The following is a 15,205-nucleotide window of genomic DNA, read 5'->3' as shown; positions in this document are numbered from 1 at the left end:
GGCTGCGTCGGGGGCGGCAGGAGTGGTCGGCCATCCCGGCCTCGCCCAACTCCCGGTAGCGGCCTGCCCACCGCCGTGCTGTAGTCGGTGAGACCTGGAACCGTTCGGCCGCCCGCCGCAGAGGCCAGCCCTCCTCGACCACACAGCGGGCCAGACGCAGCCGTCCGGTCTCGGTCAACGGTGCGTTACGGTGCGGCATGAGGGCCTTCCTGGTCGCCAGGTGTGCGGTTTCGTCGCTACACACCAGGCCAGAAGGCCCTCACCCATTTCAAGATCACCTACCGGTGATCACCGTCACCAACCTCCATGGACAGAACACCTAGGGCTGGAACGGCCGGGCGGGCCAGGGGGCGTCGGCCGGGCGCAGCCCGTCCGGGCCGTCCGGCGACGCCAGGGCGGCGCTCAGCGCGAGCGCGCCCACCACCAGGCAGTTGTTGTGCAACTCCCCCGCGAGAACCCCCTGTACGAGTTCGGCGAGCGGGACCCTGGCGTGCTCCATGTCGGCCTCCTCCTCGGAGACTTCGAAGCGCTCGCCCTCGGCGACGGACACGTCCCGGGCGAGGAAGATGCGCACGGCCTCGTCGCAGCCGCCCGGAGTGGTGTACACGTCGGCCAGGACCCGCCAGTCGCCGGCCTTGACGTGGGCCTCCTCGTACAGTTCGCGCTGCGCCGCGTGGAGCGGGTTCTCGCCGGGGACGTCGAGAAGTCCGGCGGGGATCTCCCACAGCTTCTGCCGCACGGGGTGGCGGTACTGGCTGAGCACCAGCACCCGGTCCTCCTCGTCCAGCGCGAGCACCGCCACGGAACCGGGATGGACCTGGTAGTCGCGGCGGACGACCGAACCGTCGGGCATGACCACGTCGTCGGTGCGGACGCTGGTCTTCTTGCCTTCGAACGGCACCTCGGTGGCGGTGACTTCCCACTCCTCCGGGGAGTCGGCGATGCGGCTGCCGCCGGGACGCGACCGCGGATTGTGCTGTGTCATGCCCTGCCCTCACTCTGCTGACGGTCCACGGCTGCCTTGACCAGGCCCGCGAAGAGGGGGTGCGGCCGCGTCGGCCGGGAGCGGAGCTCGGGATGGGCCTGGGTGGCCACCAGGTACGGGTGCACCTCCCGCGGGTACTCCAGGTACTCGACGAGCTTGTTGTCGGGCGAGGTGCCTGAGAAGACCAGCCCGGCCTTCTTCTCGAGTTCGCCCCGGTAGGCGTTGTTGACCTCGTAGCGGTGCCGGTGGCGTTCCTCGACGTACGGCTCGCCGCCGTACACCTCGCGCACGATCGACCCCTCGGCGAGCTTCGCCGGGTAGAGCCCCAGCCGCATCGTTCCGCCCATGTCGCCGTCGCCCGCGACGATGTCGAGCTGCTCGGCCATGGTGGAGACCACGGGGTTCGCCGCGCCCTGCTCGAACTCGGTGGAGTTGGCGCCCTCGATGCCCGCCAGGTGCCGGGCCGCCTCGATGACGATGCACTGCAGGCCGAGGCAGAGCCCGAGCAGCGGCACGCCGTTCTCACGGGCGTAGGTGATGGTCGAGACCTTGCCCTCGACGCCGCGCTCGCCGAAGCCCCCGGGGATGCAGATCGCGTCGCAGTCCTCGAGCTGGCGGCGGGCGCCCTCCGCCGTGCGGCAGTCGTCGGACGTGACCCATTTGACCTTCACGCGCGCGTTGTTGGCGAAGCCGCCAGCGCGGATGGCCTCCGTGACGGACAGGTAGGCGTCGGGCAGGTCGATGTACTTGCCGACGAGGGCGACCGTCACCTCGTGGTCGGGCTGGTGCACGCGGCGCAGCAGGTCGTCCCACTGCGTCCAGTCGACGTCGCGGAAGGGGAGGTCGAGTTTGCGCACGACGTAGGCGTCGAGGCCCTCGGCGTGGACCACCTTCGGGATGTCGTAGATCGAGGGTGCGTCCCTGCACGCGATGACGGCCGCGTCGTCCACGTCGCACATGAGGGAGATCTTGCGCTTGATGGAGCGCGGCACCTCGCGGTCGGCGCGGAGCACGATCGCGTCGGGCTGGATGCCGATGCTGCGCAGCGCGGCGACGGAGTGCTGGGTGGGCTTGGTCTTCAGCTCGCCGGAGGGACCGATGTAGGGCAGCAGCGAGATGTGCACCACGAAGACGTTGTCCCTGCCGACCTCGTGGCGGACCTGCCGGACGGCTTCGAGGAACGGCAGCGACTCGATGTCGCCGACGGTGCCGCCGACCTCCGTGATGACGACGTCGACGTCGTCCGTGGCCATCCGCCGGATGCGGTGCTTGATCTCGTTCGTGATGTGCGGGATGACCTGCACGGTGTCGCCCAGGTAGTCGCCGCGGCGCTCCTTGGCGATGACGGAGGAGTAGATCTGACCGGTGGTGACGTTGGCCGTGCCGTCGAGGTCCACGTCGAGGAAGCGCTCGTAGTGGCCGATGTCCAGGTCGGTCTCGGCACCGTCGTTGGTGACGAACACCTCACCGTGCTGGAAGGGGTTCATGGTGCCGGGGTCGACGTTCAGGTACGGGTCGAGCTTCTGCATCGTGACGCGCAGGCCCCGCGCCTTCAGAAGCGCCCCCAGGCTGGAGGCGGTGAGCCCCTTGCCGAGCGAGGAAGCCACACCCCCCGTGACGAAGAGGTGCTTGGTCGTCATGGATGTGGGCGGCAATGCCAAGAGGTGCTCCCGTGGTCGCGAGGTGGGCTGCGCACCGGAGCCCTGACTCCGTTCACGCAGTCGGTGCGCAGCAGATGCTCAGGGGTACCGTCGCTGCGGTTCGGGGGGCTTTCCGTGCCGGGAATCCGAAGTCGGATCCGGGAACTCGCGCCCACCGGTCCACGGGCCACCAGGGTATCAGCGACGCCGGAGGGCTGTGCCTCGCCAGTACGGGAGTGCGTCCGGCCTCACAGGGGGCCGTCCGGAGCTGGGTTCCGTCCCCTACCGTGAGGGTGTGGTCGCGCCTTGTGAGTGACCGTTTCGCAAGCTCACCTCTTCGGCTTATCCATACTGTGGCGAGCGCGACGCACAAGGCTCCGGCAGGTCGTATCCTGCTCGGACGCTCGATCGGACATGTGATTGAGCGGTACTGATATTCGCAGGTCATCGCACGTCCCACGGGGGCGAGCCACAGTTCGACTGGAGATGCACGTGGCTGGGCGCATCGAAGATTACGCACTCATCGGGGACATGCAGACCGCCGCCCTGATCGGCAGGGACGGGTCGGTGGACTGGCACTGCCTTCCGCGCTTCGATTCCCATGCCGTCTTCGCGAGTCTTCTCGGCACTGAGGAGCACGGCTTCTGGCGGGTGGGCCCGCAGTCCAACGGGGACGAGCCGCCGAAGGCGGCCCGCAGGCGCTACAGGGGCGACTCACTGATCCTGGAGTCCGAGTGGGACACGCCACGCGGCACGGTCCGCGTCATCGACTTCATGCCGCCCCGCGAGCAGCACGCACCGCAACTGGTGCGCATCGTCGAAGGGGTGAGCGGCCGCGTTCCGATGCGTTCGGCGCTGCGCATGCGCTTCTCCTACGGCTGGGTCGTGCCGTGGGTGCAGCAGATCGAGGGCCGTACGGTCGCGGTCGCCGGCCCCGACTCGGTGTGGCTGGACACCGAAGCCGACACCTACGGCAAGGATCTGACGACCTACTCGGACTTCACGATCGCCCCGGGCGAACGCGTCGCGTTCACCATCAGCTGGCAGGCCTCGCACAAGAGCCCGCCCGCCGAGCCCGACCCCGAGTCGGCGCTGGAGGCGACCGCGGCCTTCTGGCGTGAGTGGGTCGACCACTGCACTTACCACGGGCCCTACCGCGAGGCGGTCGTACGGTCGCTGATCACCCTGAAGGCGCTGACGTACGCGCCGACGGGCGGCATCGTCGCCGCGCCGACGACGTCGCTCCCGGAGTGCATCGGCGGCATGCGCAACTGGGACTACCGCTTCACGTGGCTGCGTGACGCGGCGATCACCCTCTCCTCCCTGCTGCGCACCGGCTACCACCAGGAGGCGCTGGCCTGGCGGGAGTGGCTGCTGCGCGCCGTCGCGGGCGACCCGGAGAACCTGCAGATCATGTACGGCATCGCGGGAGAGCGGGAGTTGGGCGAGGCGGAGCTCAACTGGCTTCCCGGGTACGAGGACTCCACTCCCGTCCGCATCGGCAACGGCGCGGCGGGCCAGCTCCAGCTGGACGTCTACGGCGAGGTGACCGAGGCGCTGCACCTCGCCCACATGACGGGCCTGGCGCGCAACGACTACGCCTCCCTGCTGCAGCTGAAGCTCATCGGCTACCTGGAGGACCACTGGGACGAGCCGGACGAGGGCATCTGGGAGGTCCGCGGCCCGAGGCGGCACTTCGTGCACTCGAAGGTGATGGCCTGGGTGGCGGTCGACCGTACGGTCAAGCTCATCGAGTCCGGCGACGTCGACGGGCCGCTCGAGCGGTGGCGCGACCTGCGTGACGAGATCCATCGGGACGTGTGCGAGAAGGGGTACGACAAGGAGCGCAACACCTTCACGCAGTCCTACGGTTCGCGTGAGCTGGACGCCTCGCTGCTGCTCATCCCGCAGATGGGCTTCCTGCCGCCCGACGACAAGCGCGTCATCGGGACCGTCGAGGCGATCCAGCGGGAGCTGTCCACGGAGGACGGTTTCGTGCTGCGCTACCCGACCTCGCAGCTCGACGGCGACAACGTCGACGGCCTCCAGGGTGAGGAAGGCGCGTTCCTCGCCTGCTCGTTCTGGCTCGCCGACGACCTGGCGATGATCGGGCGGGTCGAGGAGGCGCGGAAACTCTTCGAGAAGCTGCTCTCGCTCCGCAACGACCTCGGCCTGCTGGCCGAGGAGTGGGACTCCAAGCTGCAGCGCCAGGTGGGCAACTTCCCGCAGGCCTTCAGCCACGTGCCGCTGATCGACACTGCCCTGCGCCTCACGGCGTCAGGGGCGTACGGGGGCTGACGCCCGCCGGGCCCGCCGCCCGGTCCGCGCACCCGCCCTCCGATGACGGACCCACGCCCGCTGCCGGGGACCAACCGGCAGCGGGCGTGGCGTTGAGGGACGGCTTCCCCCGGGCCGGCGGGGAGGGCGCGGGGGAAGTCCGGCCGGGGCGGTGCGCCCGGCCGGTGCCCTCAGAACGGTGTCAGCGTGAGAGTGATCTCGCTTGCGGCACCGTCCTCGATGTAGGACGCGAACCCGGCGACGTCGTCGAAGGCGAAGCCGTATGCCTTGCCGTCGACCGTGGCCTCGTGCATGGCCTTGACGTACAGGTGGGCCGTGTCTCCCTTGTAGAACTCCGCGGGGTCCGTCGTGGGCTGGTCGGCGATCGAGGCGAGCGTGGTCCGGTTGAACGCGGCACCCAGGATCGCGGCGACGGGACCGGTGGTCCCGTCGTTCGGCGCTGCGAGCGCACCGTCGCAGAAGAGGACGTCCTTCGTGCTGGGCTTGTCGAAGGACACCTCGGCCGGGCCCGTGAAGGAGAACTTGCCGCCGCTGACACGCCCGGTGAACTTCCCGGCGTTGGTGGTGACGGTGAGGTCCTTGCCGGAGTACGTGTTCCACACCTCGTCGATGTAGGCGTCGAAGTAGTCCTCGGCGAAGAGGCCCGAACCCATGCCGTGCCCGGGGGCGATGACCCGCTTGTCGTCGACGACGAGCTTCGAGAACGCCTCCGCGCCCTTGAGGTCCTGGAAGACCTTGGCCCGCGCGCCGTCCTTGAGCGTGCCGGTCGTCTGGTCCTTGTCGCCCTTGAGCTGGATGGACAGCGGCACGCTGAACATGTCGACCATGGTGGTGTTGCAGTACATGGCCCCGTTCTTGTAGGTGAACTCCGCACAGTCGTGCAGGACCCCGTAGTTGGGGTCGGACTCCACCCAGGCCGCCGGGTAGGCGAGCGCGGCCTTGCCGTCGCCTCCCTCGACCGCCTTGAACTTCAGCTTCTCGCCGAGCGCGAAGTAGATCCGCCCCGACATCTCCGGCAGCTGGATGACCGTCTCCCCGCTGCCGGCGAGCGGGATGGCGTAGTCGGTGAACCCGTCGGACCCGTTGTCGCCGAGGGCCACCGGCTTCAGCTCGCCCTCGGGGGTGACGCGCACCTGGTTGGTGCCGTCGTTGCCCACGATGTAGACGTGGATCGAGCCGTTGTCGTACTCGCCGCTGTTGTTGACGATCTTCAGGGGCATGGCGGCGGCCTTCGCGCCCGCCTTCCTCCGGGTGACGCCCCCCGCTTCGGTCACGAGCAGGCCCGTGGCCGGGGCTACGAGGGCCGCGGCGGCTGCACCGCGGATGAGAGACCTGCGGCTGATCACTTGACGGCACCTCCGGTGGTTTCCACGGACACGTAGTCCACGGACATGGATCCGCCGGGCTGCGTGGCGGCGGTGGGGGTCTGCTGGCCGGCGACCCCGTCGGGGAACGCCCCGCCCATGGCGAGGTTCAGCAGGATGAAATGACCGTGGTGCGTGGCGTCCGCCCAGGTCTGGGCGTCCACGTCGGTCTCCTTGACGGTGTGGAAGTGCTGGCCGTCGGCGTACCAGCGCAGCTCCTCGGTCTCACCGCTGCGGTCGAGCTCCAGCGCGTACTCGCTGAACTCCGTCTTGCAGGCGCCCGCGCACTCGTGGGCCTTGCCGATGCCCGTGGTCTCGTTGCACGGACCGCCGGGGTTGACGCCGCAGTGCAGCACACCGTGTGTGGTGGTCTGCCCGTTGACGTTCTCCATGATGTCGAACTCGCCGACGCCCGGCCAGTTGTGGTAGTTGCCGCGGTACTCCTCGCCCAGGGTCCAGAACGCCGGCCAGTAGCCGAGCGCCGCCTCCCCGGACTGCTCGGGCAGCTTGATGCCCGCTTCGATCCGCATGACGCCGCCCTCGGGGGCCGCGAAGTCGGTCCGCTGGGTCTCGATACGGGCCGAGGTCCAGGTGTCGCCGTTCTTGAGGGCGGTGATCTTCAGATGCCCGTCGCCGTCGAGTTGGAGGTTGTCGGGGCTGTCGGTGTACTCCTGGATCTCGCCGGTGCCCCAGTTGGACGGGCCGCCGGGGTAGCTGTGCCCCTTGTCGATGATCCAGTCGTCGCCGGAGGGAAGTGAACCGGCCGCGCCGTCGAAGTCCGTTCGCCAGACCTCTTCGAGAGCGGCTGCCTTCTTCCCGTCCCGGCCGGCGTCGTCGGCCTGCGCGCTGGGCGCCATGCAGGCGCCGAAGAGGGCGAGGGCCGCGATGCCCGCGAGTGCCCAACGCCGTCTGTCGCTCTTCAAGAGCATGATTTACGCTCCTCGCTCGTGGGGGGTGAGAGCGCTCTCACGTCATGGCCTGTACGGTGCCCATAGTTCGAGGATTGGTCAAGACCTAGGCAAAGAAAAGGAGTTGACGGTGCACACATTCCGCGATTCCCGTCCGACCCTGGAGGCCGTGGCGGCCCACGCCGGGGTCTCGCGTGCGACGGTGTCGCGGGTGGTCAACGGCGGTGCGAACGTACGGGCAGAGGTCCGCGAGAAGGTGCGGCAGTCCGTGGAAGAGCTGGGCTACGTGCCCAACAACGCGGCCCGCACCCTCGTCACCCGCCGCACCGGAGCCATCGCCGTGATCATCGCCGAACCGGAGAGGCGCGTCTTCGCGGACCCGTTCTTCGCACAGCAGTTGCGCGGTATCAGCCGCGAACTCTCCGACAGCGACATGCAGTTGCTGCTGATCCTGCTCGAACAGCAGAAGGACTACGAGCGGATCGGGCGCTACCTGTCGGCCGGGCACGTCGACGGCGCCCTGATGTTCTCGCTGCACGGCGACGACCCCCTCCCCGGCATCGCCTCCCGCACGGGGCTCCCCGCCGTCTTCGGCGGCCGCCCCGGCTGGCCCGGCGCCGAGGACGACCCCGGTCTGCTCTACGTCGACACCGACAACCGGGGCGGGGCACGCCAGGCCGTTGCACATTTGCAGGAGCGAGGCCGCAGCAGGATCGCGCTCATCAACGGCCCTCTCGACCAGACCTCCGCACTCGACCGTCTCTACGGCTACTGCGACGCCCTGGGCATCACCGTCCACGAGAAGGACCCGGCCCTCGTGGCGCAGGGCGACTTCACCGCCGGGGGCGGCGAGCGCGCCATGGCCGAACTGCTCCGCAGCGCACCCGACTTGGACGCGGTGTTCGCCGCGAACGACCTGATGGCGTCCGGCGCGCTCCGCACCCTCAGGGCGCGGGGACGCCGGGTGCCGCAGGACGTGGCCGTCGTCGGCTACGACGACCTGGAACCGGCCGCATGGTCGGAGCCCGCCCTCACCACCGTGCGGCAGGACGTCGAGGGGATGGGCCGCATCATGGCCGAGCTGCTGCTCGGGCGGATCGGCCTCAAACCCGGCGCGGCGACGCCGGCGCCGGTCGTGACACCTGCCTCGCTGGTCGTCCGCGACTCCAGCTGAAGGGGGTGAGCGGGGGTTGCGGCAGGGGGGTGCGGCGGGGTTCCGCCGTCCCGGGCGCCCCGGGAGCCCCGTCCAAGGGGCCGTGGAGGGTCAGGCGGTCAGCTCGTCGTAGACGCTCAGCACCTGGGCCACGGTGGCCTCCTCCGTCGGCCACTCGGAGGCCCGCGCGCGGCCCTCGGCCGCCAGCCGCTCCCGCTTCACCGGGTCGGCGAGCAGTCCCGTCACTCCGGACGCGAGGGCGTCCGCGTCCCCGTACGGCACCAGGACGGCGCCGTCGCCCACGAGTTCGGGAACCCCGCCGACGGAGGTCGCGACCAGTGGCACGCCGCTGTGCAGCGCCTCCTCCGCGAGGAGGGAGCGGCCTTCCCAGCGGGCGGTGAGCACCGCGACATCCGCTCCGGCAAGGAGCTCGAAGGCGTCCTCGCGGCGGCCCAGCAGGCGTACCGGGAGCTCCTCGTGGTCGACGCGCCGCTGGAGCTCCCCGCGCTGCGGCCCCTCCCCCGCGATGGCGAGCAGCGGCTGCGGGTCCAGGCCGCGCCAGGCACGTGCGGCCGTGAGCAGCGTGCCGTAGCCGTGGTGGACGTCGAGACGGCCCACGGAGAAGACCAGCGGGCGGTCGGCCGCGCCGACCGCGGCACGCGACTCGTGGTGCCGGCGCTCCTCTTCCTCCGCCGGCCGCTGATCCGCCTCGGCACCCACACCCGCACCGGCACCCGCACCGGGACGGCGGACGCGGCCCGGCAGCACGACGGGTGCAAGCCGCGCGTCGCGCGCCCCCGCCCGCCGTGCCCGGTCGACGAGGTCCGTCGTCGCGGCCAGGACGACGGTCGCGCCACGGGCCACGCGGCGCTCCACGAAACGTCTCCAGTGGGCGCGGGCGCCCGAGGCGTGGCCCCTGCGGTGCCAGGAGACGACGAAGGGCACCCGGCCGCGCCCGGAGAGCGCCAGAGCGGTCAGTGCCGGAAGCGAGGCCCTGACGCCGTGCGCGTGGACCAGGTCGGCGTCGGCGCAGACATGGCGCAGTGCCGCGGCCGCCTCCGCCTCGATCCGTCCGGGAAGCGGCACGAAGCGGGCGCCGACGCTCTCGAACCCGTACGCCGCCTCGGCGGCGGGCGGCGCGCAGACGGTGACCCGCAGCCCGCGCGCCACGAGCCCCTCGGCCAGGGACCGCACATGGGCGCCGGTGCCCGCGCTGGCGCCGTCGACGACCTGTACGGCATGGGGTGGTGCCGGACCGAGGGACGGCGGGGGCGGAGCGGCGGGACGGGTCACAACTGGTCGATCTCCAAAGCGACTTGCGGGGGACGGCACGACGGCGGCTTCTGCCGGGTGCCCTGCGGTGGGCGGCGGGGACTCGCCCGTACGACCGGTCCGACCAGCATGCCAGCCTGCGGCGGCGACTTCGGACCATACCGGCGCCGCAGGCGCGGCTCCACGCGAAGACCAGTCACGGCTATCACCCACACGGAGGACGTTGCGCACGGCCGGATCACGGCACTGGTGAGGCCCCTCCACCACGGGCTCTCGCGAGCGGGACGGCACGCGGTTCTCCACTCACGCCGGCGCGCTCGCACGGGCCGGACAGCAGGGCCGGCGAGTGCGGGCGTTCAGCTCCCCGTACGGGCGGCCTCCAGCAGCTCCTCGGCGTGTGCGCGGGCGAGTTGGGAGTCCTCCTGGCCTGCCAGCATCCGGGACAGCTCGCGGACTCGCTCCTCCCCCTCCATCGCCTTGACGCCGCTGTGCGTGACGGAGCCGTCGTCCGTCTTCTCCACCACGAGGTGCCTGTCGGCGAACGCGGCGACCTGCGGAAGGTGCGTGACCACCACGACCTGGGCGGAACGGGCCAGCCGGGCGAGACGCCGGCCGACCTCGACCGCCGCCTTTCCGCCGACGCCCGCGTCGACCTCGTCGAAGAGGTACGTCGGTACGGGGTCGGAACCGGCGAAGACCACCTCGACGGCGAGCATCACGCGGGAGAGTTCACCGCCGGAGGCGCCCTTGGCGATCGGCCGGGGCTGCGAACCGGGGTGCGGTGCGAGCAGCAGCTCGACCTCGTCCGTCCCGTGCGGCCCGAACGCGACGTCACGGCCGTCGAGTTGGAGGCTCTCGGCGCCTTCTGCCGCGTCGCTGCGCTTGAGGGCGAACGTCACGCGGGCGTGCGGCATGGCGAGTTCGGCGAGCTCCTCGGTGACGGCGTCGGCGAAGCGCTTGGCCGCGTCCGTGCGGGCGTCCGTCAACTGCTGGGCGAGCGCCGTCAGTTCGGTGAGCAGTCCGTCCCGCTCCGCGGTGAGTTCGCCGATGCGCTCGTCGTCGCCCTCGAGTTCGGTGAGGCGGGCGGCGCTCTCCTCCGCCCAGCTGAGCACCGCCGAGATGTCCTCCCCGTACTTGCGGGTGAGCTGCGTCAGCGCGGCCCTGCGCTCCTCGACCGCGGCGAGCCGCAGCGGGTCGGCGTCGAGGTTGTCGGCGTATCCGGCCAGCTCCCCCGCCACGTCGCCCATGAGGATGGAGACCTCACCCAGCCGGTCCGCGAGGGCGGCGAGCGCCGGGTCGTGGGCGCGTACGGCTTCCAGCGCGCGGTGCGCCGCGGAGACGAGCGCGCCGGCGTCCACGGTCTCCGGGTCGGCGGGGTCCCCGGCCAGGGCACCGTGAGCGGTGGTGGCGGCCGAGGCGAGGGCTTCGGCGTGGCCGAGACGCTCTGCTTCGGCGGCGAGTTCCGCGTCCTCGCCCGCCTGGGGCTCGGCCGCCGCGATCTCCTCCAGGCCGAAGCGGAGCATGTCCGCCTCCTGCGCGCGCTCGCGGGCGAGGGTGGTGATCTCGTCGAGTTCGCCGCTGACCTTGCGCAGCCGCTGGTACGCCTTGGTCCACGCGGCGAGCGGCTCGGACACGGCCTCGCCGGCGAAGCGGTCCAGCGCCTGCCGCTGCCGTGCGGGGCGCAGCAGCCCCTGCTGGTCGGTCTGGCCGTGCACGGCGACGAGGTCGTCGCTGAGCTCGGCGAGGAGGCCGACGGGGACGGAACGGCCGCCCACGTGGGCGCGGGAGCGGCCCTCGGCCGAGACGGTGCGGCTGACCAGCAGCTCCCCGTCCTCCACCTCGGCGCCCGCCTCGACCGCACGCGCCGCCGGGGCCGAGTCGGGGGCCACGACTATCCGCCCCTCGACGGACGCCGCCTTCGCTCCGGCCCGCACGAGCGCCGCGTCGGCGCGTCCGCCGAGCAGCAGCCCGAGGCTGGTGACGACCATGGTCTTGCCCGCACCCGTCTCACCGGTCACCGCGGTGAAACCAGGGGACAGTTCGACGACGGCGTCGTCGATCACGCCCAGGGACCGGATCCGCATCTCCTCCAACACGGGTACGACCATACGCAGTCCGCGGAGGTACCCCCACCCCTGGTCCGTCCCGGCGGGAGCGGCGCGGGCCGCGCGTCCGGCCGGTCCGCCGCGCGGAACACGGCCGGAGGGCCGCGACGGCACCGCTCGCGGATCGGTCCCTCAGTGCGGCGCTCCGCGCCAACCGGCCACGGGCAACGCGAACTTGGCGACGAGGCGGTCGGTGAACGAGGCGTGGTGCAGCCGTGCGAGGCGTACCGGCACGGCTCCCCGCCGCACCTCCACCCGTGCGCCGGCGGGCAGTTCGACGCTGCGCCGTCCGTCGCACCACATCACGCCGTTGGGAGTCTGCGGCTGCACCTCGACGGCGAGTACCGAGTCCGGGGCGGTCACGAGGGGCCTGGCGAACAGCGCGTGCGCGCTGATCGGCACCATGAGCAGCGCCTCCACCTCCGGCCATACGACCGGGCCGCCCGCCGAGAAGGCGTACGCCGTGGAACCCGTCGGTGTGGCACAGACCACACCGTCGCCGCCGAAGCGGGACACCGGCCGGTTGTCCACCTCGGTGACGACCTCCAGCATCCGCTCGCGGGCCGCCTTCTCCACCGACGCCTCGTTGATGGCCCAGTCGTGGTGCACGGTGCTCCCGTCTGTGCGTACGAGCACGTCGAGGGTCATGCGCTCCTCGACCTCGTAGCCCCGGGTCACCACACGGTGCACCACCTTGTCCAGGTCGTCCCGCTCGGCCTCCGCGAGGAAGCCCACGCGGCCGAGGTTGACGCCCAGCATCGGGACGCCCGAGGCCCGCGCGAACTCGGCTCCGCGCAGCAGCGTCCCGTCGCCGCCCAGCACCACGATCAGCTCGCAGCCCTCGACGGCCTCGGAGGTGGAGGGCACCCTGCGCACGGACTCCGGCATCGGCAGATCGGTGGCCTCAGCCTCCAGGACCCGCACGCCGATCCCGTTGCGGAGCAGGCCCTGTACGACGAGTTCGGCGCTGCGCACGGCAGCGGGACGGCCCGTGTGGGCGAGCAGGAAGACGGTGCGTTCGCCGTTCTCCGCCCCACCGTCCCGCGTGCCGCTGCGTCCGCCGGTGGATGTCGTCATTTCGGGCCCTCCGCGACAGCTCGGTCGACAGCGGCCGGGTCGATCTCCGGTGCACCGGCGCGCAGCCACAGAAAGTACTCGACGTTGCCGGACGGCCCCGGCAGGGGACTCGCCGTCACTCCCATCGTCCCGAGACCGAGCGCGGACGCCTGCCCGGCGACGGCGCTGACCGCCGCGGCCCGCAGTTCGGCGCTGCGCACCACGCCGCCGCTGCCGAGCCGTTCCCTGCCGACCTCGAACTGCGGCTTGACCATGAGCACGACGTCCGCGTCCGCCGTGGCGCACCGCACGAGGGCCGGGAGCACGAGCCCGAGGGGGATGAAGGAGAGGTCGCCCACGACGAGGTCCGCCGGTTCGCCGTCGACGTCCTCGAGCGTCAACTCCCGTACGTTGGTGCGGTCCTTGACGATGACGCGCTCGTCGCTCCGCAGCGACCAGGCGAGTTGGCCGTAGCCGACGTCGACGGCGACGACCTGGCGGGCCCCGGCGCGCAGCAGCACGTCGGTGAATCCGCCGGTCGACGCTCCGGCGTCCAGGGCGCGGCGGTCCCGCACGGCAAGGCCGAGCGGCACGAACTCCTCGAAGGCGCCCGCGAGTTTGTGCCCGCCGCGGGAGACGTAGCCGGGATCGTGCTCGTCCTCGCGGACGACGACCGCGGCGCTCGTCTCCACCTGCGTGGCGCTCTTGGCGGCGACGTTGCCGCCGACGGTGACCCGTCCCTCGGCGATGAGCCGGCCGGCGTGTTCACGGGAGCGCGCCAGCTTGCGGCGCACCAGTTCCGCGTCGAGTCGGCGTCGCGGCACGGATCAGCTCCCCGGGTGCGGATGGCCGGCCGCGCGGGGCGCGGGGCCGGGAGCGGGGCGGTCGAGGGCGGTGAGGGTGTCGCGCAGTCCCCGGTGCACGTCCTCGTAGACCTCGAGGTGCCCCGAGACCGCGAGGTGGTCGGCGTCCTCCAGACGCCGCAGGTGCGCGTCGACGGGCGAGTGCCCGGTGGGCTCGACCCGCAGGCCGAGGGGGCGGGGGCCGTCGTCCGGCTCCCCGGTCCCGTCCTCCGGCGCCTCCTCGGGCAGTTCCCCGTTCCCGTCCGGGCGGTGAACGGCTCCGGGGGGCCGTCCCGCGTCCGCCGGCGCCGCCGGACGGGGCTGCTCCGGGGTCCCGTTCTCCGCCTGGTACTCGGAGGCGGCGGGACCTCCGTCGTGCTGCGCCGGAATCGCACCCGGCATCGGCTCACTCATGCCTCTGACGCTACCGCTTCCGCCGCACCTCCCGGCCCCCGAGAGGTGATCGCGAGGCTCACGGTTTCAGCGGCGCGGGCGCACGTTTCCGGGCGGCCGGAACCACCAGGGGGGTTCCCGTCTCCGGATCGTCGATCACCCTGCAGGGCATGCCGAAGACGTCCTCCACCAGCTGCGCCGTGACGATGTCGCCTGGAGCGCCCTGGGCGACGACGCGGCCGCCGCGCATGGCGATGAGGTGCGTGGCGTAGCGGGCCGCGTGGTTCAGGTCGTGGAGGACGGCTACGAGGGTGCGGCCCTGCTCCTCGTGGAGTGCGGCGCACAGGTCCAGCACCTCGATCTGGTGGGCGATGTCGAGGTACGTCGTCGGCTCGTCGAGCAGCAGCAGCTGCGTCTGCTGGGCGAGCGCCATCGCGAGCCACACCCGCTGCCGCTGCCCGCCGGAGAGTTCGTCGACGAAGCGGTCGGCCAGGTCGTCGACCGCCGTCGCGGCCATCGACTCGCGGACGACGCGCTCGTCCTCCCGCGACCACTGCCGCAGCAGCCCCTGGTGCGGGTAGCGGCCGCGCGCCACGAGGTCGGCGACGCTGATCCCGTCAGGGGCGACGGACGACTGGGGCAGCAGGCCGAGGGTGCGCGCCAGCTTCTTCGCCGGCATGCCGCCGATGTCGGCGCCGTCCAGCAGCACGGAGCCCGCGGCGGGCTTGAGCATCCGGGAGAGGGCCCTCAACAGGGTTGACTTTCCGCATGCGTTGGGCCCCACGACGACCGTGAAGGAGTTGTCCGGCACCGCGATGTCCAGGTGCTCGCTGATGGTGCGCCGGTCGTAGGCGAGAGTGAGCCCCTCCCCCGAAAGCCTCGTGGCGCTCCCGGCGGCCGGTCCCGGGGAGGGCCCGCGCCGAGCGGCGTCCGCCTCCGCGACGTCCTCCTTCGCGGCCCCCTTCGTGAAGCCCCCCTCCGCGGCGCCCTTCGTGTAGCCGCCCTTCGTGAAGCCGCCCTTCGCGGCGTCCTCCGTCACGGCCCCTGTCACGGCCGCCGCCGGCTCCGCCTGCGGTGTCTGCTCCGTCATCACGGTCGTCCTCGCACTGTTCGCACCGGTCGCACTGTTCGCACTGGTCCTCGCACCTGTCGCCTTCGTTGTCCTGTCCCCCCGCTCGGACGGCCGGGC

The 15,205-nt window shown here is 71.8% G+C and carries 13 protein-coding genes; 2 read left to right on the top strand and 11 right to left on the bottom strand.

From position 1 onward, the window contains the following. From H181DRAFT_RS27985 to H181DRAFT_RS27975, 3 genes are all read right to left on the bottom strand, one after another. On the bottom strand, positions 1–199 hold a 199-nt coding region (locus H181DRAFT_RS27985; RefSeq protein ID WP_139131774.1), incomplete at its 3' end, for a helix-turn-helix domain-containing protein. A 120-nt stretch (positions 200–319) separates the two neighbouring features. Beyond that, the gene (locus H181DRAFT_RS27980; protein ID WP_045867249.1) at positions 320–985 is read right to left on the bottom strand and encodes an NUDIX domain-containing protein; all 666 of its coding nucleotides are present in this window, start codon (positions 983–985) and stop codon (positions 320–322) included. Beyond that, entirely contained in the window at positions 982–2,625 is a 1,644-nt protein-coding gene (locus tag H181DRAFT_RS27975) for a CTP synthase (RefSeq protein WP_107068868.1), read from the bottom strand. The genes H181DRAFT_RS27980 and H181DRAFT_RS27975 overlap by 4 nt, the downstream gene beginning before the upstream one ends. A 486-nt stretch (positions 2,626–3,111) precedes the next feature. On the opposite strand from H181DRAFT_RS27975, the gene H181DRAFT_RS27970 reads away from it, so the two are divergent. Beyond that, a complete protein-coding gene (locus H181DRAFT_RS27970; protein WP_045867247.1) occupies positions 3,112–4,923 on the top strand; it encodes a glycoside hydrolase family 15 protein in 1,812 nt (603 codons plus the stop codon). A 170-nt stretch (positions 4,924–5,093) separates the two neighbouring features. Here the strand turns inward: H181DRAFT_RS27970 and H181DRAFT_RS27965 are convergent, their stop codons facing one another. Together H181DRAFT_RS27965 and H181DRAFT_RS27960 are read right to left on the bottom strand one after the other, a co-directional pair. Next, positions 5,094–6,269, bottom strand: coding sequence for a beta-1,3-glucanase family protein (locus H181DRAFT_RS27965; RefSeq protein WP_045867246.1), 1,176 nt, complete (start codon positions 6,267–6,269; stop codon positions 5,094–5,096). After that, the gene (locus H181DRAFT_RS27960; RefSeq protein ID WP_045867245.1) at positions 6,266–7,216 is read right to left on the bottom strand and encodes a glycoside hydrolase family 16 protein; all 951 of its coding nucleotides are present in this window, start codon (positions 7,214–7,216) and stop codon (positions 6,266–6,268) included. Before H181DRAFT_RS27960 ends, H181DRAFT_RS27965 begins: the two co-directional genes overlap by 4 nt. Positions 7,217–7,325: 109 nt before the next feature. On the opposite strand from H181DRAFT_RS27960, the gene H181DRAFT_RS27955 reads away from it, so the two are divergent. Continuing rightward, positions 7,326–8,369 carry a LacI family DNA-binding transcriptional regulator gene (locus tag H181DRAFT_RS27955; protein ID WP_045867244.1) on the top strand — a complete coding sequence of 348 codons (1,044 nt, stop codon included), beginning with the start codon at positions 7,326–7,328 and terminating at the stop codon, positions 8,367–8,369. Between the two features lie 90 nt (positions 8,370–8,459). Here H181DRAFT_RS27955 and H181DRAFT_RS27950 read toward each other — a convergent pair whose 3' ends face one another. From H181DRAFT_RS27950 to H181DRAFT_RS27925, 6 genes are all read right to left on the bottom strand, one after another. Next, complete coding sequence (locus tag H181DRAFT_RS27950) at positions 8,460–9,641, bottom strand: glycosyltransferase family 4 protein (protein WP_045867243.1); 1,182 nt, start codon at positions 9,639–9,641, stop codon at positions 8,460–8,462. A gap of 335 nt (positions 9,642–9,976) precedes the next feature. Further along, a complete protein-coding gene (gene recN / locus H181DRAFT_RS27945; RefSeq protein WP_045867242.1) occupies positions 9,977–11,728 on the bottom strand; it encodes a DNA repair protein RecN in 1,752 nt (583 codons plus the stop codon). Between the two features lie 129 nt (positions 11,729–11,857). Then, complete coding sequence (locus H181DRAFT_RS27940; protein WP_045867241.1) at positions 11,858–12,802, bottom strand: NAD kinase; 945 nt, start codon at positions 12,800–12,802, stop codon at positions 11,858–11,860. Further along, complete coding sequence (locus tag H181DRAFT_RS27935; protein ID WP_045867240.1) at positions 12,799–13,605, bottom strand: TlyA family RNA methyltransferase; 807 nt, start codon at positions 13,603–13,605, stop codon at positions 12,799–12,801. The genes H181DRAFT_RS27940 and H181DRAFT_RS27935 overlap by 4 nt, the downstream gene beginning before the upstream one ends. Positions 13,606–13,608: 3 nt before the next feature. After that, a complete protein-coding gene (locus H181DRAFT_RS27930; protein WP_045867254.1) occupies positions 13,609–13,872 on the bottom strand; it encodes a hypothetical protein in 264 nt (87 codons plus the stop codon). Between the two features lie 223 nt (positions 13,873–14,095). Beyond that, a complete protein-coding gene (locus H181DRAFT_RS27925; RefSeq protein WP_254666995.1) occupies positions 14,096–15,106 on the bottom strand; it encodes an ABC transporter ATP-binding protein in 1,011 nt (336 codons plus the stop codon). Positions 15,107–15,205: the final 99 nt, after the last annotated feature.

Origin of the sequence: Streptomyces sp. WMMB 714, from assembly GCF_900090125.1 — a bacterium.
Lineage (GTDB): Bacteria > Actinomycetota > Actinomycetes > Streptomycetales > Streptomycetaceae > Streptomyces > Streptomyces daqingensis.
The sequence above is the reverse complement of the archived record's forward strand: the minus strand, read 5'-3'. Positions and strand labels throughout refer to the sequence as shown.